The 20485-nt window shown below is 46.2% G+C and carries 21 protein-coding genes; 15 read left to right on the forward strand and 6 right to left on the reverse strand.

The window, feature by feature from the left end; genetic code table 11:
* Nucleotides 1-19: 19 nt before the first annotated feature.
* The 5 genes from ACT6R0_RS12350 to ACT6R0_RS12370 all read left to right on the forward strand — a co-directional run bounded on the left by ACT6R0_RS12350 (nucleotide 20) and on the right by ACT6R0_RS12370 (nucleotide 4511).
* Nucleotides 20-772 carry a hypothetical protein gene (locus ACT6R0_RS12350; RefSeq protein WP_444653734.1) on the forward strand — a complete coding sequence of 251 codons (753 nt, stop codon included), beginning with the start codon at nucleotides 20-22 and terminating at the stop codon, nucleotides 770-772.
* A gap of 5 nt (nucleotides 773-777) precedes the next feature.
* Nucleotides 778-1800 (forward strand): hypothetical protein, encoded by a 1023-nt coding sequence (locus ACT6R0_RS12355; RefSeq protein WP_444653735.1) that lies wholly within the window; start codon nucleotides 778-780, stop codon nucleotides 1798-1800.
* Nucleotides 1801-1908: 108 nt separating this feature from the next.
* Nucleotides 1909-2226 carry a hypothetical protein gene (locus tag ACT6R0_RS12360; protein WP_444653736.1) on the forward strand — a complete coding sequence of 106 codons (318 nt, stop codon included), beginning with the start codon at nucleotides 1909-1911 and terminating at the stop codon, nucleotides 2224-2226.
* Nucleotides 2227-2228: 2 nt separating this feature from the next.
* Nucleotides 2229-3173, forward strand: a complete 945-nt coding sequence (locus tag ACT6R0_RS12365) for a hypothetical protein (protein WP_444653737.1) — start codon at nucleotides 2229-2231, stop codon at nucleotides 3171-3173.
* Between the two features lie 72 nt (nucleotides 3174-3245).
* On the forward strand, nucleotides 3246-4511 hold the full coding sequence (locus ACT6R0_RS12370; protein WP_444653738.1) for a hypothetical protein: 1266 nt from the start codon (nucleotides 3246-3248) through the stop codon (nucleotides 4509-4511).
* A 158-nt stretch (nucleotides 4512-4669) separates the two neighbouring features.
* Here the strand turns inward: ACT6R0_RS12370 and ahcY are convergent, their stop codons facing one another.
* Nucleotides 4670-5986 carry an adenosylhomocysteinase gene (ahcY, locus tag ACT6R0_RS12375; RefSeq protein ID WP_444653739.1) on the reverse strand — a complete coding sequence of 439 codons (1317 nt, stop codon included), beginning with the start codon at nucleotides 5984-5986 and terminating at the stop codon, nucleotides 4670-4672.
* Nucleotides 5987-6112: 126 nt separating this feature from the next.
* On the opposite strand from ahcY, the gene ACT6R0_RS12380 reads away from it, so the two are divergent.
* From ACT6R0_RS12380 to ACT6R0_RS12405, 6 genes are all read left to right on the forward strand, one after another.
* Complete coding sequence (locus ACT6R0_RS12380; protein WP_444653740.1) at nucleotides 6113-6757, forward strand: 4'-phosphopantetheinyl transferase family protein; 645 nt, start codon at nucleotides 6113-6115, stop codon at nucleotides 6755-6757.
* On the forward strand, nucleotides 6757-7392 hold the full coding sequence (pnuC, locus tag ACT6R0_RS12385) for a nicotinamide riboside transporter PnuC (protein ID WP_444653741.1): 636 nt from the start codon (nucleotides 6757-6759) through the stop codon (nucleotides 7390-7392). The genes ACT6R0_RS12380 and pnuC overlap by 1 nt, the downstream gene beginning before the upstream one ends.
* A complete protein-coding gene (locus tag ACT6R0_RS12390) occupies nucleotides 7353-9230 on the forward strand; it encodes a DUF4301 family protein (protein ID WP_444653742.1) in 1878 nt (625 codons plus the stop codon). The genes pnuC and ACT6R0_RS12390 overlap by 40 nt, the downstream gene beginning before the upstream one ends.
* Nucleotides 9231-9266: 36 nt before the next feature.
* Nucleotides 9267-9668, forward strand: coding sequence for an alternative ribosome rescue aminoacyl-tRNA hydrolase ArfB (gene arfB, locus ACT6R0_RS12395; protein WP_444653743.1), 402 nt, complete (start codon nucleotides 9267-9269; stop codon nucleotides 9666-9668).
* A gap of 315 nt (nucleotides 9669-9983) precedes the next feature.
* A complete protein-coding gene (locus ACT6R0_RS12400) occupies nucleotides 9984-12131 on the forward strand; it encodes a TonB-dependent receptor (RefSeq protein ID WP_444653744.1) in 2148 nt (715 codons plus the stop codon).
* Between the two features lie 151 nt (nucleotides 12132-12282).
* Nucleotides 12283-13443, forward strand: a complete 1161-nt coding sequence (locus ACT6R0_RS12405) for a sensor histidine kinase (protein WP_444653745.1) — start codon at nucleotides 12283-12285, stop codon at nucleotides 13441-13443.
* Between the two features lie 46 nt (nucleotides 13444-13489).
* Here the strand turns inward: ACT6R0_RS12405 and ACT6R0_RS12410 are convergent, their stop codons facing one another.
* From ACT6R0_RS12410 to greA, 4 genes are all read right to left on the reverse strand, one after another.
* On the reverse strand, nucleotides 13490-13918 hold the full coding sequence (locus ACT6R0_RS12410) for a lipocalin family protein (protein ID WP_444653746.1): 429 nt from the start codon (nucleotides 13916-13918) through the stop codon (nucleotides 13490-13492).
* A gap of 133 nt (nucleotides 13919-14051) precedes the next feature.
* Entirely contained in the window at nucleotides 14052-14459 is a 408-nt protein-coding gene (locus tag ACT6R0_RS12415; protein ID WP_444653747.1) for a lipocalin family protein, read from the reverse strand.
* A gap of 97 nt (nucleotides 14460-14556) precedes the next feature.
* Nucleotides 14557-14946, reverse strand: a complete 390-nt coding sequence (locus tag ACT6R0_RS12420) for an HIT family protein (RefSeq protein WP_444653748.1) — start codon at nucleotides 14944-14946, stop codon at nucleotides 14557-14559.
* Between the two features lie 9 nt (nucleotides 14947-14955).
* Complete coding sequence (gene greA / locus ACT6R0_RS12425; protein ID WP_444653749.1) at nucleotides 14956-15438, reverse strand: transcription elongation factor GreA; 483 nt, start codon at nucleotides 15436-15438, stop codon at nucleotides 14956-14958.
* A 162-nt stretch (nucleotides 15439-15600) separates the two neighbouring features.
* Here greA and ACT6R0_RS12430 point away from each other — a divergent pair, with 162 nt between their 5' ends.
* The 4 genes from ACT6R0_RS12430 to ACT6R0_RS12445 all read left to right on the forward strand — a co-directional run bounded on the left by ACT6R0_RS12430 (nucleotide 15601) and on the right by ACT6R0_RS12445 (nucleotide 18012).
* Nucleotides 15601-16029, forward strand: a complete 429-nt coding sequence (locus ACT6R0_RS12430; protein WP_444653750.1) for a Rieske (2Fe-2S) protein — start codon at nucleotides 15601-15603, stop codon at nucleotides 16027-16029.
* Nucleotides 16029-16505 carry an SRPBCC family protein gene (locus ACT6R0_RS12435; RefSeq protein WP_444653751.1) on the forward strand — a complete coding sequence of 159 codons (477 nt, stop codon included), beginning with the start codon at nucleotides 16029-16031 and terminating at the stop codon, nucleotides 16503-16505. Before ACT6R0_RS12430 ends, ACT6R0_RS12435 begins: the two co-directional genes overlap by 1 nt.
* Nucleotides 16506-16828: 323 nt before the next feature.
* Entirely contained in the window at nucleotides 16829-17356 is a 528-nt protein-coding gene (locus tag ACT6R0_RS12440; protein ID WP_444653752.1) for a hypothetical protein, read from the forward strand.
* A 41-nt stretch (nucleotides 17357-17397) separates the two neighbouring features.
* On the forward strand, nucleotides 17398-18012 hold the full coding sequence (locus ACT6R0_RS12445; protein ID WP_444653753.1) for a hypothetical protein: 615 nt from the start codon (nucleotides 17398-17400) through the stop codon (nucleotides 18010-18012).
* A gap of 132 nt (nucleotides 18013-18144) precedes the next feature.
* Here ACT6R0_RS12445 and ACT6R0_RS12450 read toward each other — a convergent pair whose 3' ends face one another.
* A complete protein-coding gene (locus tag ACT6R0_RS12450) occupies nucleotides 18145-20439 on the reverse strand; it encodes a GH92 family glycosyl hydrolase (RefSeq protein ID WP_444653755.1) in 2295 nt (764 codons plus the stop codon).
* Nucleotides 20440-20485: the final 46 nt, after the last annotated feature.

A 20485-nucleotide genomic window follows, 5' to 3' on the forward strand; every position in this document is an offset into this window, starting at 1 on the left:
AATTAACTTACTAATAATTATGTACGACCTTACCAAAAAATACGAAGATTTTAAAACAAAATTGCAATACAACCCAAGGACCGGCATTGAAAGCTGTGGCGACGGCTACCTGGATATTATTCCTGCCCATGTTAATATTCAGCTGTATGTCCTTAATGGCGAACCGGATGATGATCCTGATTATGAACGCGACTTCAGCTTTAGCCTTGATGAATCGTTTAAGGAACTCATAGAGGCTTCATGGGAAAACAACCTCCAATATTCTTTTGATAAAGATAAAAGCAACCATCCGAACCTGACGCACAGGCAGGACAATATAGGGTCTTACAGCTTCACGAGTCCACGGGACTTTTTGGGTGCCAAACCGTGGCTTCAAGACCTTACGACTAAAGACAACAAAGACTATGAGCTGATAGGCAAACTGCACATTATTGATAATACCAATGTAAAATACCAGTACGCCTGCATTCATTTTGACAGGAAAGATGATAATTCGATATTCGAAAATAAGCTCTACCTGTACAACGATGAGAAGGTGCACCACCTGAAACTTTCATTGAGGGAATATTATGAAACCTGCCTTAAAATGTACTGTATAGAGAACTGGCAACTGCTTTTTATTGCCAAAGAGGAAGCAGCTGTATACGTTACGGAGATGAACAAGCTCGTTAAAACCTACCGTGACCTGCAGATCGCCTTCCCTGAGGATGACCTTAGTTTCATTGAAAGCAGGATGAAGGAATATGGGGCATTGCCTAACCAGATAAATTAGATAAAATGGTAACAGTACTCGAACCCATTTTAAGCAGGGAAATACAGGCTGCGATCGACAATGCCGACCTGGCAGCCTTCAAAAAGCTGATGGATGAAAATGAGGTGGATGCCTCGTCGTTCCTGCATGCTTCATCCCGCAAGATCGCCCACCCGCTTATCAACAGGGCATTATCGCGCGAGTTTACCAATAAGAATTTTGTTGACAGGCTGGAAATTGCCCGCTTTTTGCTTGATAAAGGCGCCGACCCTAATATGACCGCGCCCAACGGGATGTCGGCCATGGCGCACCTGCTGCACGTACATCAGTTCCTGGGTGCAACGAAACGTGTTGATCATGATGTGTACCTGTTCACGATGTTGTTTACATCGGAACTGGTGATCCGGTATAATGCCGACCTGAACATTGCACTGCGCTCTCAGTACACTCTGTTGGATGAGGTTATCTGTCAATACCAGATCTATAATGAAAGGAGCATCAGCCAGATGGACAAAGTTACTTTTGAGATCATTGATCGTATGCTGAAGCGAGGTGCCAGGTGGACAAGGACGAGCGACCATTCAAAATTTAAGGAACTTACCGGGCTAATGCTAAAACACCGCAACAGCCGGACAGGATACATAGCCCCGGAATTGCCGGAACCACCCTTTGATACGCTGTTCGATAGGGATGACGCGGCAAAGCTATGGGAGGCATGGAACCAAAAAGAGAGTGGTGCTTATTCCTGTTTACAGGCAGTACGCCGGCTGCACTACCGGGCATACTACCACGCCAACTGGTCGTTTGACCAGGATGATGTGAATGCCATTAAAACGCTCACAGGATCTTTTAACGGCTTGGAAAAGGACAAACGCAAAGCGGCGCTATCCGACCTAAAAAAACTATCTGTCCCGCAAAAGAACCTGTGGGACCTGAAGTCGGAGTATGAAAAAGGACTGTTTATAAAAAACAAGGAAATATTACCGATGAAGCCTGTTTATGATGATGCGGTATACCAACGCCTGTATCTGGCCTGTTTATTAAATTAAGAAATAATTAACAAGTTTTGGTTTTCGATACTCAACTCAAAACTTTTATTGATACCTTAGCTTGTTTGACTTTATCAAGATCTATTTATAACCTTAAAACAAAGCAAAATGAACACATTTAAAAAAATCTCGGCCGTGGTGCTGCTGGCCGTAATGGCATCGCAGGCAGTAACTGCCGCAACTACAGCAGTAACTGTAGCTAAAGAAGTGGTTGGCGGTTACTTTGACGTGTACCTTATCAACAACTGTTCTAAAGAGATCGAGGTGCGCGTTCGTGCGGACGGCTCTTCATCTACATCAAAATACAAGGCAGGGGAAAAGGTAAAAGTACCTGTAAAAGCCGGGTATGAAGTATATGTGGACGGCAAGCTGTTCAAAAAATTTGAAGATTCAGATAGCGGAAAAGAAATTAAACTTTGTAAATAATTATGGGATTTTTTGATAAGATCAAGGGCATGGTGGGTATCACCGGCGTGAAACTGGAATTTTTGTATGTAGAGAACCCGTGGGCCTATTTTGACCCAATGATCAAGGCTACGGTAAACGTTAAGTCAGGCAAGGACCCTGTGACCGTGATAGGCGTTAAGGGAACTTTCTACGCTAAGCGTACTGTTAACAATGTTGAGGAGAGGATAGAACTGGGAACAGAGACCAGGACTTCCGAACGATGCGCAACGACAGAGCGCAACGGCGAATGGGTAAAGGAATTCCCGTGCGTGGTAGAAGGTGGCGGTGAGGTTTCTTACGGATACTGGGTAAAGGACATGGACGTACCCGCGGCTTTGGCAGAATGGGGCGGCGATACTCCTGAGAATGCGCAAAGGAAAGGCATTACCTTTTTCCTGGAATGCGAAGTGGACATTAAGGAAACACTCGACCTATTCGACCCGTCACTCACGCAGGAGATAACCGTTTTTGACAACGGCCGCAGGCAGGAGCCGGAAGAGGAATACGTAGAAGAGGAAGCTGAGGCCGGTACAAGCATTTACAATGAGGTTATAGCGCTTGAGGGCGAGGATGACGATAACGACTTTACGCAGGCGCAAAGGGACCTGATCCTTTCGGGCGATCATGATGAGGTGGAGTTCGAACTGGAAGGCATGGAAGTATATGCTATTTACAGCCTGGGCCAGATGGACAGGAAAGTAGTGCGCATGACGGACGATCTTTTTGGCACTGAAAGGGTGGGCGTTTTCAGGATCAACCACATCAACGGGCACAGGGACCTGGATTTCAGCGATCCGGACAACTGGAGGAGCATACACATCGATTCCCTTTCTTTTACCTTCTCAAGGCCGAACGAATGGGGAAGCGAAGCTACCAGATATGAAAGCTTTTCGCATATTAAGAATATCGCATTGCTAAAGCAATAACTGATCGATCAATACTGAAACGCCCTGTGAAAGGGGCGTTTTTCAATTAACTAAATACATGCAGTGATCAATATGGACCTACAACATTCAGACCTCCAAAAAGAATGGAATGAAAAAGGCGCGGCCTATGGTAACGCTATTAATAAAATGGTCGCGTTCGGCGAGGCACACGGCTGGGACAAATGGGAAGGTGAAGAGCCTGTTGACGAAAGGGAACACCTGGCCGACGACATAGTGCAGCTGCTCCGCGAAGCGAATGAAACGGGCAGGGTAGCGGAGTTCCGCGAGGCATTCCCGCCATCTCATGGCCCGCTCATCGAATACATTAAGAACAACGAACAGAACATTGAACTGTTCACATTTATCAATGGTGAAAAAATAGTATTCTTTGTAACTAAGTATGACCAAAAGCCACAGGGCTACCTTCTCGACGGCGGCCATCTGTTAGAGCTGGATACCGAAGTAAGGGCCATCGGCAAGTCTAAACAAGGCAATGTGTTCGCCATCATCAACGGCGATACCCTGACCACCACACAAGGATGGGAAGGCGGAACAATTGCCACTTTCAATATAAGCCAATTCGGCGGGGCGCAAGTAACGAACCTGATACCCTTTAACGATGGGAAAAAGGTGCTTTTCGTTAGCCCGAATGGCATTTTCCTCATTGCCGAAGAAGGACTGAACATGATACATCCCCTGCCGGAGGAAGATGAGGACTTTGATGAAGATGAAGGGCCGGAAGAGATAGACCTATCGATGGAAAATGCCGACCTTTCACACGACAACCGCTTTATTGTAGTGGCGGACCAGGACAGTTCGCACAGGGTGCTTAATGCTTCGTGTGAACAGGTGGGCGAGATAGGGCCGCAGTCCAGCTATCCGCATTTTTGTCTTTTTGCATCCAATGATGAGCAGGTCATTACCAATTCCTGCCATTTTTACAACGGCACGACCATTGGCGTAGATGTCACGAAGCTGGATGGCGCTAATATTGAAGCCTATGAGGAAAGTGACGAATATGTAGTTATTGATGAAAGTATGAGGGTATATGCCGGTGCTGCCGCCGATGGCTATTACATACTGGGCGATGCTAACGGCTATATTAAAGCATTCGATAAAAAAGGCAAACAGTTGTGGCGTCATTTCCTTGGCTCGACCATCAACGGCATGTGCCTTTCGGACGACGGCAAAACACTTTGGGTGGGCAGCTATTCGGGCATGCTGCATAAGCTAAGGCTGGGTGCGGGCCACAGGGACACACATACCATAGGCAACGGAGATCACTACGAAGAGTTCAGGGTCATATTCAGGAAAGGAAAGCCGGCATTGTTCTGGTAAAAAAATAAGGGCTGTCTTTTTTGAGACAGCCCTTATTTTTTAAATCAGATAGCAAAAACCCCCGCCGCAGCGAGGGTTATATAATGTATCATAAATGAGGTCGAGTGAAGCTCAATCTGAATTCTGAATTCTGAATTCTGAAATCAAAAAATCTGAAATTAGTAGCGGTAGTACTCCGGCTTGAATGGCCCCTGTACTTCCACGCCAATATAGGCAGCCTGGTCGTCGCGAAGGGTTTCAAGCTCCACGCCCAATTTGGCAAGGTGAAGCGAAGCCACTTTCTCGTCAAGGTGCTTAGGCAGCATGTATACTTTATTTTCGTATTGGTCACCGTTTGCCCAAAGCTCAAGCTGTGCAAGTGTTTGATTAGTAAATGAGTTACTCATTACAAAGCTTGGATGGCCAGTCGCACAGCCAAGGTTTACAAGGCGGCCTTCGGCAAGGATAAGGATGTCTTTGCCGTTGATGGTATATTTATCCACCTGCGGCTTGATCTCGATCTTGCTGGCACCATGCGTTTTGTTTAGCCACGCCATGTCGATCTCGTTATCAAAGTGGCCGATGTTGCACACAACGGTCTTATCTTTCATTTTTTCGAAGTGGCTTCCCACAACGATATCCTTGTTGCCTGTAGTCGTAATGATGATATCAGCATTACCGATAACGGTATCCAGCCTCTTCACCTCAAAACCGTCCATGGCAGCCTGAAGTGCGCATATAGGGTCGATCTCAGTAACGGTAACGATAGATCCCGCACCACGGAATGAAGCAGCGGTGCCTTTACCCACGTCGCCATAACCGCATACAATTACGCGCTTACCGGCAAGCATAAGGTCGGTTGCACGACGGATGGCATCCACGGCGCTTTCCTTACATCCGTATTTGTTGTCGAATTTCGATTTTGTAACCGAGTCGTTCACATTGATGGCCGGCATTACAAGCGTGCCGTTCTTCATCCTTTCATAAAGGCGGTGTACACCAGTAGTCGTTTCTTCACTAAGTCCTTTGATGCCTGCAGCAAGCTCAGGGAAACGGTCAAATACCATATTGGTAAGGTCGCCACCGTCATCAAGGATCATGTTAAGCGGTTCGCGGTTTTCGCCAAACCAAAGTGTCTGCTCGATGCACCAGTCAAATTCTTCTTCGTTCATTCCTTTCCACGCGTAAACCGAGATACCTGCGGCGGCAATGGCAGCAGCAGCGTGGTCCTGCGTAGAGAAGATGTTGCATGAGCTCCAGGTAACTTCAGCACCCAGCGCTACAAGTGTTTCTATAAGTACGGCTGTTTGTATCGTCATGTGTAGGCAGCCTGCAATGCGTGCGCCTTTAAGCGGCTGCGATGCACCATACTCTGCACGAAGCGACATTAGTCCCGGCATTTCAGCTTCGGCAAGCTCTATTTCTTTCCTTCCCCATTCCGCAAGCGAAATATCTTTAACTTTATAAGCCACATAAGGCATTGTTGTAGTGCTCATGAATTTGTATATTTGTATTAGCAAAAAGTTTTTGCAAATTTAGTGAATTGGTTTTTAATCATTCAACTTTAAAAAATAAATAATATTCAGGGTAAGCGGTTCACTTTCAGCTGCCTTTTTTATAACATGCCTCTATACAGATCTGTCGACATAGCCCCGGGTACGCGCCTGCTTATCTGGAAAATAACCGAAAGCCTTGACGAGCTTGCCGAAGGCGTACAGCTTAAGGAGGTGTGCGTGCTGAAGATGGGCAGGATGCGGTCGGAACAGCACCAAAAAGGCTTTTTGGGCGTACGCCAACTGATGAAGGTAGCCGGTTACACTGATCTGGAGCTGTACTACGGGCCTGATGGCAAACCCCACCTGAAAGACGGCACCCATATTTCCATAACACATTCCTATTCCTTTTCGGCGATCATCATTGGCAGTTGCAATACCGGCATAGACATGGAACTGCAACGCGAGAAAGTGATCACTATTGCCGATAAGTTCATAGGTGATGAGTTTGCTTATCTTGATCCATTGCACATGGAAGAGTATATGAAAAAGCTCATAGTGATATGGTGCGTTAAGGAAGCGGTGTACAAAATGGTATCGCGCAAAGGCCTTAGTTTTAAGCAGCACATCAATGTATATAATTTTGAGATGGCTGCAGGCAGGGGCATGGTCGGTGTGTCGTACAAAGAGATAAATGAAGCATTCCCTTTCCACTTCGAAGAGCTCGATGGATTTACCCTGGCATGGTGCCTTGATAATAATTTGCATGGCTGATGGCAGAACTGTATGATCTTATTTTTGCGCCCTATGAAGGATACAGTACCATAAATATCGTGCTTGAGGCACTGGCTGTGATCTTTGGTATATTCAGTGTTGTTTATTCAAAAAAGAACAATGTACTTGTATACCCCACCGGCCTGGCGGGCACTGTCCTTTACATTTACCTTGCCTGGGAATGGCAGCTGTATGGCGATATGATCATTAACGTCTATTATTTTTACATGAGCATTTACGGATGGTACATTTGGAGCAGGAAAGACAACCGGCAGGAGGACCTCGTGAAGATCACGGCCATGCAGCATACTGACAAAATTAAATGTATGTCAATTTTTGCCCTTTCTGTAACAGGTGTGTCATTAGTTTACATTTATTTTAATAAATTTACCCACTGGTGGGCCAGTGTCGACACAATTGTTACCGGGCTCCTCTTTGTAGGTATGTGGCTCATGGCCAGGAGAAAGATAGAAAACTGGCTATTCCTTATTGCGGGCAATATCATTGCGATCCCGCTATTTTTCTTAAAAGGGCTAATCCTCACCAGCATATTATATATTGTTTTAACCATTATCGCCGTCTTTGGCTATAAGGCATGGAAGAGAATAGTACAAAAAGAAGGTCAGCTTCTATAGATATCGTCATTTGCAGTAATGATCCCGCCAACGGAAGGTCTTTTGGCAAATCGCTTTCGGACTTCATTGATCCGGATGGTAAGGACGCGCGTGAATTTGTTTTTCATTTTGCTGAAAATGAGAATGGAACAGATAAGCCCGGCCTGTACATTATTGCCCAAAACGTTTCGGGCCGGGATGCCATTGTAAACAAGCTCGATAAAAATGGGATCGGCTATGTAACTATATCCGGTGAGGACATTGTTGAAGAGACAAAGGCAGTAATTAAAGATCTTGAGGATACGCTGGACCTTGGCTTTACCCTGCAGGATTTTATACAGATGGGCAGTTGCGGCACCCCGATCGAAAAGGTGCGTTCACAACTGGCGACTTTCAGGAATGGCCTCTCAAAGATACAGCTCATGAAGCCGGCGTTGCTTAATGATGGTATTTTCGACCTTCATGAAGCTAAGGCCACTGAATTCGCAGCTTATTTTGATTCGAAGAAAGAAGGCCTCAAACTGATGAAATTCGTTCCCGCATCGGGTGCGGCCAGCCGCATGTTCAAATTCGTGTGCGAGTTCCTGGCAGAGTTCAACCCCCAGCAGGAAACCATCAATGCCTATATCAACCGCCGTAAGGATGAAGCCCTGAAAGTGTTTTTGATAGGGCTTGATAAATTTCCTTTTTTTGATGAGGTAGTGACCATTGCCAAAGCCGGACCGGGTTATGAAAGCCAGCCTAAAGACCTCAGGTATTTCAGCTTTATAAAGACGATGCTTACCCATAAGGCATTTGATTATGCGAATAAGCCGAAGGGCATACTCCCTTTTCATGCCTATGAAGGCTTTGTAGCCACGCCCGTTTTTGAGCACCTCAAGGAAAGCGCTGCCTATGCTGCCTCCCAAGGGAAGGCCGGTGTGCATTTTACCATTTCGGAAGAACATCTTGACGGGTTCCTGGATGCGGTTGATGCGGCGAAAAAGATGGTCGAGCCCGAATATGGAGTTGCCATCAATTTCGGGTTTTCCTACCAGCACAAGCAAACCGATACCATAGCGGTCGACCTTACTAACCAGCCTTTCCGCGATCCCGACGGCAGCCTTCTTTTCAGGCCGGGAGGGCACGGAGCGCTTATACAAAACCTGAACGAGCTGGATGCCGATATTGTTTTTGTGAAGAACATCGACAATGTGAGCCACAATAATATCGAAACCATCGCTTTATATAAAAAAGCCCTGGCAGGGCAGCTTCTGGGCCTGCAGGAGCAGGTGTTCGCCTGCCTTCGCAAGATAGTGGAGGGTAATGTTACCGAACAGGAGCTCAGGAATATGTTTGCGTTCGCGATGGCTAAACTGTCTGTCGATGTCCCTGAGGATATAATGAAATTTACACATGAGCACAGGCTGGATTTTGCAAAGAAAATATTCAACAGGCCTGTTCGCGTATGCGGAATGGTGAAGAACGAGGGCGAACCCGGAGGAGGCCCTTTTTGGGTAAAAGGCGAGAATGGCAGGCTGTCGCTCCAGATCGTAGAGAGCTCACAGATCGACCTTGATAATCCTGCTCAAAAAGCAATACTGGCAGCATCTACACACTTTAACCCGGTAGACCTGGTTTGCGGCCTTAAAAATTATAAGGGTGAAAAATTTGACCTCGAAGAATTTGTAGACCCTTCAACGGGTTTTATAGTCCATAAGAATAAAATGGGTAAGGACCTTAGATCCTACGAGCTTCCGGGGTTGTGGAACGGAGCCATGGCCGGCTGGATCACTGTATTTACCGAAGTGCCGTTGGCAACGTTCAATCCCGTAAAAACCGTTAATGATCTTTTGAAACCCGCGCATCAACCGCAATAATTTAGATCTGAGATCTGAAATCGAAAATCTGAAATAATGAACAGGGACACCATCATACAGGAACTCGATTACAAAGCCGTACGCAGTAGCGGTGCAGGGGGGCAAAACGTGAATAAAGTGTCCTCTAAGGTCGTGCTGAGTTTTGACCTTGCCAATTCACTATCGCTTACCGATGAGGAAAAAGCCCTTGCTGAAATGCGGCTGGCATCGCGCCTGACAACCGAAAAAATATTGATCCTGCAGTGCGACGAAGACCGCAGCCAGCTGCGCAATAAGGATATTGTAACAAAGCGTTTCCTTGAGGTTATTGACAATGCCCTGAGGGAAGTAAAACCCCGCAAGGCCACAAAGATCCCGCGTGCCGTCATAAAAAAGCGTATCGAGAACAAGCGCAGGCAGTCGGAGATAAAGCAGTCGAGGAAGAGGCCCAACCTCTAATTTCAGATCGTGGATCTCAGAATTCAGATCGAGCTACACTCATGATCTTGAAAATTACAGGGTTTTTCGGCCTGCCTGGAAAAATCTGAGATCTACTATATGAGATCTGAAATTATTAGCTACATTTGCCCCGTCTCAAAGGGGTGCCCTAAATAATCGGGCTGAGATCATACCCAAAGAACCTGGGCGGGTAATGCCGCCAAGGGAATCAGGCAAGACTATTGCGGAGTGCACGCCGCGGAATTGCCAAGGAACATCATTTTATTAATTTAACAAAAGAATAATTACCCCTTTTATTCGTAAAACATTTTACGGATGAGATCTTTATTTTTTGAAAGTCGCAAAGCTGGGCTTATTACAGCTTTTTCACTCATTTCATTTTCGGCTTTTGCACAGGAGCCTGTTGCACAGGACACGGTAAAGCCTCAGGATTACAAACTCGATGAGGTGTTGGTACAGGCCGTTCGTGCCAACAGCAAAACACCGGTCACCTTCAGCAACGTTTCCAAAGAGGAGCTTGCGCCCCGCAACCTGGGGCAGGACATCCCAACACTTCTTAATTACCTGCCTTCTGTAGTTACAACTTCCGATGCGGGCAATGGGATAGGCTACAGCGGTATCCGTGTGCGTGGCGCCGATGCTACGAGGGTCAATGTGACCATCAACGGTATTCCTTACAACGATGCCGAATCACAGGGAACGTTTTGGGTTAACATGCCCGACTTTGCTTCCTCGGCAGAGAACATCCAGCTACAGCGGGGTGTAGGCACATCTACCAACGGTGCAGGGGCATTCGGTGCCAGCCTGAACGTACTTACCGATGCCTTTAAGCACGAAGCGGAAGGTGAGATATCCAACTCATTCGGCAGCTTTAATTCGCGCAAGCATACGGTAAAGTTCAGCTCCGGGCTGATGAACGACCGCTTTGAGTTGGCGGGGCGCTTGTCGAACATCGCTTCCGACGGTTATATAGACCGCGCCTCATCCGACCTGAAGTCCTACTTTTTGCAGGGAACGTATGTAGGCAATACCACCCTCATAAAGGCCTTGGTCTTCGGGGGTACAGAACGCACCTACCAGGCATGGAACGGCATTGATGCCACAACGCTTGAAAAAGATAGGCAATACAACTATTCAGGAATGTATACCGATGCCAATGGCAATACCCGTTTTTACGACAATGAGACAGACAACTACCAGCAGGATCACTACCAACTGCACTGGAACGAGCGCCTGAGCGATACATGGAGTACCAATTTGGCGTTCCATTACACTATTGGTAAAGGATATTATGAAAATTACCGTGATAACGATACCTATGCCGACTATGGACTTCGATCGGTAATTGTGGATGGTGTGGAGATCACCGAAGAAGACCTGATAACCCGCAAGTGGCTGAAGAACGATTTTTATGGTACTACCTTCTCGGCTAACTATAAAAAGGATGCGCTGGATGTGGTTTTTGGTGGGGCCTATAACAAGTACGAAGGCGACCACTTTGGCGAAGTGATATGGGCAAGGTATTCATCTGATACGCAGCCCGGCGACCACTATTATGATGACTATGCCGCCAAGACCGACCTGAATGTTTATGCTAAGGCTAACTATAGCATCACATCCAAACTGAACCTTTTTGGCGACCTGCAATACCGCACCGTGAACTACAAAGCCAATGGTGTACAGGCCGACCCTGTAAACGATACCTTCGATTTCTTTAACCCTAAGGCGGGGCTCACCTATTCGGTAAACGATAAGAACACGATCTATTTCTCGTACGCCCGTGGCAATAAGGAACCCCGACGCGACGACTACGAGAATGGAAGCACCAAGCCTGAAAGCCTTAATGATCTTGAACTGGGGTGGAGGTTTAAAACCGGCCGCACTAACATCAACGTGAACGGCTATTACATGCGTTATAAAGACCAGCTGGTGTTAACAGGTGGGCTAAATGATGTAGGCGCTCCCATATATGCCAACAGTGGCGACAGCTACCGACTCGGGCTTGAGGCCGATGCAGCTATAGCGTTGACCAATGAATTTACGCTTAGGCCGAACATTGCCATCAGCGATAACAAGAACATTGACTTTTTCAATGAATCGGATGCCGGTGTGCAGAACCTTGGCAAGACGGAAATTGCCTTTTCGCCATCCATTATTGGTGCAATGCAGCTTGTTTACCGTAAGGGCGGTTTCCAGGGGATGCTGGCTACAAAATATGTGGGCGAACAGTTCATGGATAACCTTGAATCGGTAAATGCCAAGCTGGATGCCTACACGACTACCGATCTTAATGTGAGTTATGAATTCAAACCCAACAAAATATTTAAGTCGGTTATCGTCAGCGGTTTGGTAAATAATATATTTGATGAAATGTATGTGTCCAATGGCGCAATGTGGGGCGACCCGTATTACTTCCCTCAGGCCGGCATTAACTTTCTCGCAGGGCTTACGCTGAAATTTTAACGCAACTAAAACTTACTACTACAAAGGCAGGGGATCGAAAGGTCCCCTGTTTTTTTATACTTTGCCCAGACCCTTAACTATGGCGCTGTGCCTGACCCATAGATGATGTCTTAATAACTTTTCACTATCTTTAAGCCACAAAATACCGCTTATGCAAATTACCGACAAAAGGAGCCTGACCCGCTGGTTTATCATCATCGCTTCTTTTCTTATCGTTATACTCATTGTATGGAACACGTATTTCCTTTTCCAAAGGTTCAAGGATGATGAAAGGGAAAAGATGCAGCTTTGGGCTAATGCGACAGATGCCCTTTTTAGTGTTACCGAGGACAAAGGCCTTGAAACACTGAGACAAATTACTGAAAGCAATACAAGCATACCAACAATATTAACAGATGGCAAAGGAATTATCCGAAAGGCAAGGAATATTGATGAAGTAATAATAAAAGACGATGTCGTTAAAGATTCCATCCGTGCCTATAAATTGCTTGAGGAATTCAAATCCACAAACTCTGCCCTAAAGATCGAATATTTAGGCGAGGTACAATATATCTACTATGGTAACTCTGTCATGCTCAGTGTACTCAAATATTATCCCGTGGCACTGGTGCTCATCATCGTGCTTTTTGGGGCAGTGGTATATAATTTTTACCGCGCCTCAAAAATGGGGGCACAAAGCCGCCTGTGGGCCGGTATGGCCAAGGAAACCGCCCACCAGATCGGTACGCCGTTGTCGTCGCTCTTGGGATGGATAGAGATCATGAAGGCCGATAATGTGGATGAGACCACCATTGAAGAAATTGAAAAAGATGTGAACCGCCTGCAGACCATTGCCGAGCGCTTTTCTAAAATTGGGTCGGAACCCATACTTGAGGAACGGGACATTGTGGCCGAGACAGAAAATGCTTTTGATTACTTGAGGACGCGCGCATCCAGCCAGGTGGAGTTCAATTTCCGTTCGCCCAATCATCCCGTAATGGTGATGCTCAACCCCGAGCTGCACAGCTGGACGATAGAGAACCTGGTAAAGAACGCCATTGATGCCATGAAAGGCAAAGGCCGCCTGGATGTGGTGGTGGAAGAGCGTGAAAAATTCGTAAAGATTAAAGTATCCGATAGCGGCAAAGGTATTCCAAAGACACAGTTCCGCAAAGTGTTCGAGCCGGGCTTTACCACAAAGCGCAGGGGTTGGGGGCTTGGCCTTTCATTAACCAAGCGCATTGTTGAGGAATACCACAAGGGTAAGATAAAAGTACTGGCCTCCGAAGTGGGCAAAGGCACCACCATGCAGGCCAGTTATAAAAGGATATAAAAAAACCGGGGCGATTGGCCCCGGTCTTTATTTTTGCTACAGGTTATTATAGCGAGCTCTTTAATGTAAGCTTTACTGTCATTGCAGGAGTGCCAAATTCCGGATCAGCTTCTACCTCAGTTGTAACTACCAGTTTGGTAGAGCTAAGGCTTTTTATAGTAGCTACTTCAGTATACCCATCAACTACTGTAGTAATGGTTTTATTTGCTACAGTATAGGTTCCGGTATCTGTCATCGGTTCGCAATCCCATACATCCACTTCTTTAAAAACACCGCCTTCGATGAATTCGATGTAATCATTGCCACACTCTTCGTGATCATCGTAAGGTATGTCAACACCGTTGATAGTAGTAGTAACAGGGTACCATTTTTTTGTCAAATGATCCATGTTCACAGAAGATGAAGAAGAGCTGTCATCATCAGAACACGACGCGAAAAGCGCCAATGCAAGGCTTAAGCCGATCAATTTTTTCATTATAAGTTGGTTTAATTAAGTTTGCGCAATGATAGCAATTATTTTATTAAAAAAATAGTAGCTACAAATTAAATATCAAATTTTCACCATCAGCTATGAAATAAAAAAACCGGAACAGTTCCGGTTTACTTTTTTATGGTGTGCTCGTATAAATATACGTTATGGTAGCCCCGTTCAGTGTGGCCTGGGTCTCAAGCCTTTTGCTGTTCAGTTTTTTCAGGGTGAACGTTTCTGTGATCCCGTCCAGCGATGTGGTAATGCTTTCCTGTGTAGCTGTGTACGTCCCAACTTCTGTCGCAGGGTCCTGCTGGCAATCAAAATAATCCACGTCCTTTGCTACATTATTGGCCTGGAATTCAATGTAATCCTTACCGCACGGCATATGTCCCGGATAGTTTGTTGTCTGCCCGCCCAGCTTGTACGATACCGGGTACCATCTTTTTTGCAGGTGGTCGAGGTTCACAGCAGATTCCTTTTCGTCATCGCTGGAGCATGAAGCCAACGTTAGCGCAATGATCGCAAATCCAAATATCTTTTTCATAGTGTTAGTTTTAAAGTTTACTGCAATGTTACAAAATAACTTAAATAGGCGGGGTTAATTTTGTTATAATAAAAAACCGGAACGAGTCCGGTTTATATTAAAGGTTTTCTGCTATCGCTTTCGCGAGGGCTTCAAATTCTTCTTTCTCCAGTTTGACTTTGTTAGAAAAGCGCATCTCGTCCATTTCGTTAAGCGGAATAAGGTGCACGTGCGTGTGGGGCACCTCCAGGCCAATTACCGCCATACCTACGCGTTTGCACGGCACGGCCTTCTCAAGTGCTTTGGCTATGGTACGAGAGAACGACATCAGGCCAAGGTAATGTTCCTCATCCATGTCAAAGATCTTGTCGACTCCATGTTTAGGGATGCACAGCGTATGCCCCTTGGCATTCGGGTTCACATCCAGGAATGCCAGGTAGTTATCGTCCTCGGCAATTTTATAGGCCGGGACCTCCCCATTGATTATTTTGGTGAATATCGAACTCATAATAAAAGATCAGTGTTCGTCCCTGGATATATCAAGTACGTCAAATTTCAGTATCCCGTTGGGCACTTGTATCTCGGCAGTTTCACCTACCGATTTTCCAAGAAGTCCTTTGCCAATAGGGGATGTTACCGATATTTTCCCTGTTTTCAGGTCGGCTTCGCTTTCGGCTACAAGGGTATATTTCATTTCCATGCCGTTGGCCTGGTTCTTTATCTTCACGGTCGAAAGTACAAGTGCTTTGGACAGGTCAAGCTGCGACTCATCGATAAGGCGGGCATTGGCCATAACTTCCTCCATCTTGGCTATTTTCAGTTCCAGTAGTCCCTGCGCTTCTTTGGCGGCATCATATTCGGCGTTTTCAGAAAGGTCGCCCTTATCCCTCGCCTCGGCGATAGCCTGGCTTGCCTTTGGGCGCTCTATGCTTTTAAGCTGGTCCAGCTCGTCTTTTAATTTTTTTAATCCTTCTGCAGTGTAGTAAGATACTGTACTCATAACTTCATCGTTTATATAAATAGAAAAAATCCCATCGCAACGGGATTCCTTTTTACAAAGATAGTATTTTTATGTTAAATCAATTTTTAATTATGCAATAGCATACTCCAAAGTTAATTAAATTAACTTTGTTTCATAATTATGAAGGCAAAATTTTACGCTATGAAAAAATATATTGTACTGCTCCTTACTTTTACCCTGCTTTCTGCCTGTGGGAGCGATGACTATAACAATAATAACCGCTACCTGCCCAATTACAACTTCTCTATAGACCTGGACATGAGCCTGGCGTTGTACTCACCTTTGCAGTTCCCCGCCAACCCCATCCGCGTGAACCAGGCGGGTATTGGCATCAACGGCATCATCGTTATGAATACCGGCAGCGGCTATGTAGCTTATGAAGCTACCTGCCCCAACCAGCCGGTCACTTCCTGCTCATCACTTACACTAGAGGGGATCAATGTAAAGTGCAATTGCGACGATGTGGTATATAGCTTGTTCACAGGGCTGCCTGAAGGAGATGTGCGCTATCCGCTAAAGCCGTACCGTGTACAGGTGCTTGGGCCAAATGCCATAAGGGTATATAACTAATGCCACGGATAGTCTTAGAAACAGTTATCCATGCGCCCATCCGAAGGATATTCGATCTTTCGCGCAGCATCGACCTGCACAAGATCTCGACTGCCCATACTAATGAGGAAGCCATTGCCGGAACTACATCAGGGCTCATTGGCATGGGCGAAAGCGTGACCTGGCGGGCAAAGCATTTCGGGATCTGGCAACGGCTGACCTCCGAGATCACGGCCTTTGATCCTCCAAAGTATTTTGTGGACGAAATGAAACAGGGCGCTTTTAAAGGCTTTCGGCACGAGCATATTTTTGAGGACAGGGGAGGCACGACGTATATGACAGACATTTTCGACTACCAAAGCCCGTATGGGATATTTGGCCGCATGGGCGACAACCTTTTCCTTAAAAAATATATGCGCGGCCTGCTGGAAGAGCGCAATCGCGTCATAAAGGAATTTGCCGAAGATGAAGATAAATTCCGCCTGGTGCTCTCGTAAAGCACAACCCCATTTCTATCCGCACATACCCAAGTGGGATATTTTATGTTCCCCTGTTTTACGAATTTTCAATTGAGCATTTCAAATTTTCACTGAGTTCGGTCAGATATTCATTTACCCAAAAACATGAAAGTTGCTTGCCTACATTTGCCTTGTAATTAAAACAGAGCGTGGAAATAAATTAAATGGAAGTCATAGCCGGTGTTAAGTCAAGATGAATTTATTTATAATCTTAAGAAAAATTTAACCCGAAAAAAGTGACGTATAAATAAAATTGTATTTTCGCCCCATAAAAATAATTTTAACCATAAAACAAAAAAGACATGAGGATTTTAATGAGGATCTTAGGGATTATCGCAGTTATTGTTGCAGTAGGTATGGGTACTCTTGGAGTAGTACGTAATTTTGGCGATGCCAAAGACGCTAAAGAGTCGGCACCACTGGTAGAGCAGGCTAAAAAAGACCTTGAAACGATGAAAGAGAATGTAAAGCAGCTTTCGGGACTTGAGGCAGATGCCATGAATACTGAGATAGCCGACATGGAAGAAATGATGGACATCGCATCTCCGGGAACTTACACTACTTTGGGTATCCTGATGGCCCTGCTTGCGCTCACGAGCCTTATTTCTGCAGTATTCCTATTCAAAGCTGGCGGAAAAACTACGGCAATGATACTTGGAGCAACACTCGTAATAAGCCTTGCAGCCATTGTTCTTTCACCTGATTTCAGCAGCAAATACGGCGCAATGAGCAACCGTACCGTGGCCATCATCGTTGCTGTACCGGCCCTGCTTGCGGCCTTGTTCGCCTTTGCAATGCGTAACGGCAAAAAACAGCCTGTACAAGCCTAACTGGCTCATCGTACTAATTATTAAATTCAAAAACTTATACAATGAAAAAAACCATTATCATGGCGCTGATGCTGTCTATGGCGCTGTACTCGTGCAAAGACAAAAATGCAACCGCCGAAGGAACTGAAACAGCTGCTACAGAAACTGAAGCTGCACCGGCAGGGAAGGAGCCCATCTATACTGTGAACGAAGCGGACTGGGTTGAGACCGACCTTAGCGGAACTTCGACACTGACCCCGATCATCGTAAAGCTGCCTAAAGATGCCGTACTTGAAAAGAATGGCAACGGTGGTGTTGATGTAAAGATCGCCGAAGATTATGTTATCTCTGTATACGCACAGGCTGTAAGCTCTATGGAAGAGCTTATCAAAGCCAACAAGACCCTGACTACCGGCCGTACAGAGCAGTATGTTGACATCAAGACCATAACGGATGAGCCTAACGGATTTGTATTCACTTATACCATGAAGCCTGAGGCCAATGGCGCGACGTACAACCCTGAGTCGCACTTCTTCTTTGCACTTGAAGGTAAAGATAAAGCATTCTTTAGCCTTTCAGACAGCGGCTCTATGACCATGTCAGAAAAGGTTTATACCGAAGAGGCGGCTAAGAAAGTGTATGAGATCATTAAGAGCTCTGCTAAAGTTAAGCAATAAGACAACAGGAAAGATTAACCGATGAAACCTTCCTGAAGGCCCCCGTGAGGGGGCTTTTTTGTTTTTATAGCTTTAATGGATACCTGCACAGTTTATGTCTGCTCTCCGGGCTAAAATCTGATATCCAAAAATCTATTTCTTCGGCTTGCTTCCCATGTAAAATGTCAAAGCCCCGCCTTTCACTATATCATCATGCTTCAGGGTAGTTCCTGTAAATGGCCTCCCGTTGAGTTCCATTTTCTGCACGTATACATTCTTAGCGCTTTGGTTCCTGGCGGTGATGGTGAACGTTCGCCCATTCTCCAGGTTGAGGACAGCATTCTTAACCAAGGGGCTGCCAATGGCATATTCATCGCTCCCCGGCGCTACAGGATAAAACCCAAGTGACGAGAAAATGTACCATGCGCTCATTTGGCCACAATCGTCGTTGCCACCCAGCCCGTCGGGCTTTGGCCTGTACATGGCATTGAGTATCATGCGCACACGCTCCTGCGTTTTCCAGGGCTTTCCGGTCCAGTTGTACAGATAGGCCACATGGTGCGAAGGCTCGTTGCCGTGTACATAGTTACCAATGATGCCATCACGGGTAATGTCCTCGGTATGCTCAAAATATTTATCGGGCAGTGTCATGGTAAACAGCGAATCGAGGTGTTTGGCGAACTGCTCTTTACCGCCGTTCATGGCGATTAAAGCCTCGGGGTCATGTGGCACATACAGGCTGTAATTCCACGCATTACCCTCTATAAATCCCTGCCCGTGCGTATCCAGTGGGTCGAATTCTTTTTTAAATGTACCGTCAGAAAGCCGCGGACGCATGAAGCCTGTACTTTTATCGAATACATTCTTATAATTTTCAGAACGCTTCATGTATTCATTGTAAATATCAGTTTTGCCGAGTCTTTTTGCGATCTGCGCAATGCACCAGTCGTCATAGGCATACTCCAGTGTTTTGGAAACCGATGCGCCATTTTTATCTTCCGGCACGTAACCCATTTTACTATAGTGCTCAATGCCGTCATAGTATTTCAGGTTAGACGAATTAATGCAGGCTTCAAGCGCTTTTTCCGGGTCATAGGCCAGGTTGCCCTTGATGATACCATCGGCCAGCACCGAAGCGGAGTGATAGCCTATCATGCACCAGTTCTCATTGGCATAATGTGACCATACCGGCAATGCCTTATGCACACTTTGGTCATAATGCGCAAGCATCGACCGCATCATGTGGTTGTTTCGCTTTGTCTGTACGATATTAAATAAAGGGTGCAGTGCCCGGTAGGTATCCCAAAGCGAGAATGTGGTATAGTTGGTAAAGCCTTCTGCAACATGCACATTCTGGTCGAGGCCTTTATAGCTTCCGTCTGTATCCATATACACTGTCGGGTTGATGAAGGCGTGGTACATTGCGGTGTAAAAATTCACTTTATCATCCTCTGTCAGCGTTTCCACCTGTATTTTGTTGAGTTCCTTTTCCCAAAGCTGCTCGCCATCCCCGCGGGTGCGGTCAAAATCCCAGTGCGGCACTTCAGCCTGCATGTTAGCAAGTGCATTGGCGGTACTTACGGGCGATAGTGCAAATTTTACCTGTATCTGTTCATTTTCTGCCGTTTCAAAGTCAAAATGCATTTTTATGTTATGGCCGGCCGCTTCGGGAAAATTCTTAGTCTGGTCGAATTTTCGCCAAAAGCCGTTGTAGATGTTGTTCTCATCATACTTAGCCGCGCCGTATTGCTTTATTGGCTTCGAAAATGCCATGGCAAAATACACCGTGCGAGTCCGTGCCCAGCCCTGCGTTTGGCGGTAACCCGTTACCATTGTATCGTTCTCGACCCTTACGAATGTCCAGACATTCTTGTCCTTGTGGTTATAAATGCCGGCCATGAGGTCGAGGACGATGTGTGCTTCATCCGACTTAGGGAACGTATAGCGATGGAAACCCACACGCTGGCTGGTGGTCAGCTCGGCAATAATGTTGTGGTCATCCAGCTTTACCTTGTAGTAATTTGCCAGGGCTGTTGCATTGGCGTGCGAGTACGCCGAGCGGTAGCCTGATCGGGGATTGTCTGCCGTGCCGGGGCCTAATTGCAATTTGCCGGTGGTAGGCATGATGAGGAGATCTCCAAGGTCGGAATGCCCTGTGCCGCTAAAGTGCGTGTGGCTGAACCCGCAGATGGTTTTATCCGCATACTGGTAGCCCGCACAGTATTCGTATACCTTGCCGTTGTACTTTTTATTGAGCTCGTAGGCAATGCTGTCGGTGTCCGGGCTAAGCTGCACCGACCCGAACGGTACCGTAGCCCCCGGAAAGGTATGCCCCATACGCTGCGTGCCTATGAGGGGGTTAATGTATTGATAGTTTTTCTTTATGTTTTTTTGGCTGTAGCCAATAGCCGAGAGTAATAATGCTGTGATGAGCAGTCGTAATTTCATGGTGCTTGTTGTGTTTAGATAAAGGTAGGTAAAAAACCTCAGCCCG

Source organism: Flavobacterium sp. (assembly GCF_052437795.1).
In the GTDB taxonomy this organism is placed as follows: Bacteria; Bacteroidota; Bacteroidia; order Flavobacteriales; family Flavobacteriaceae; genus Flavobacterium.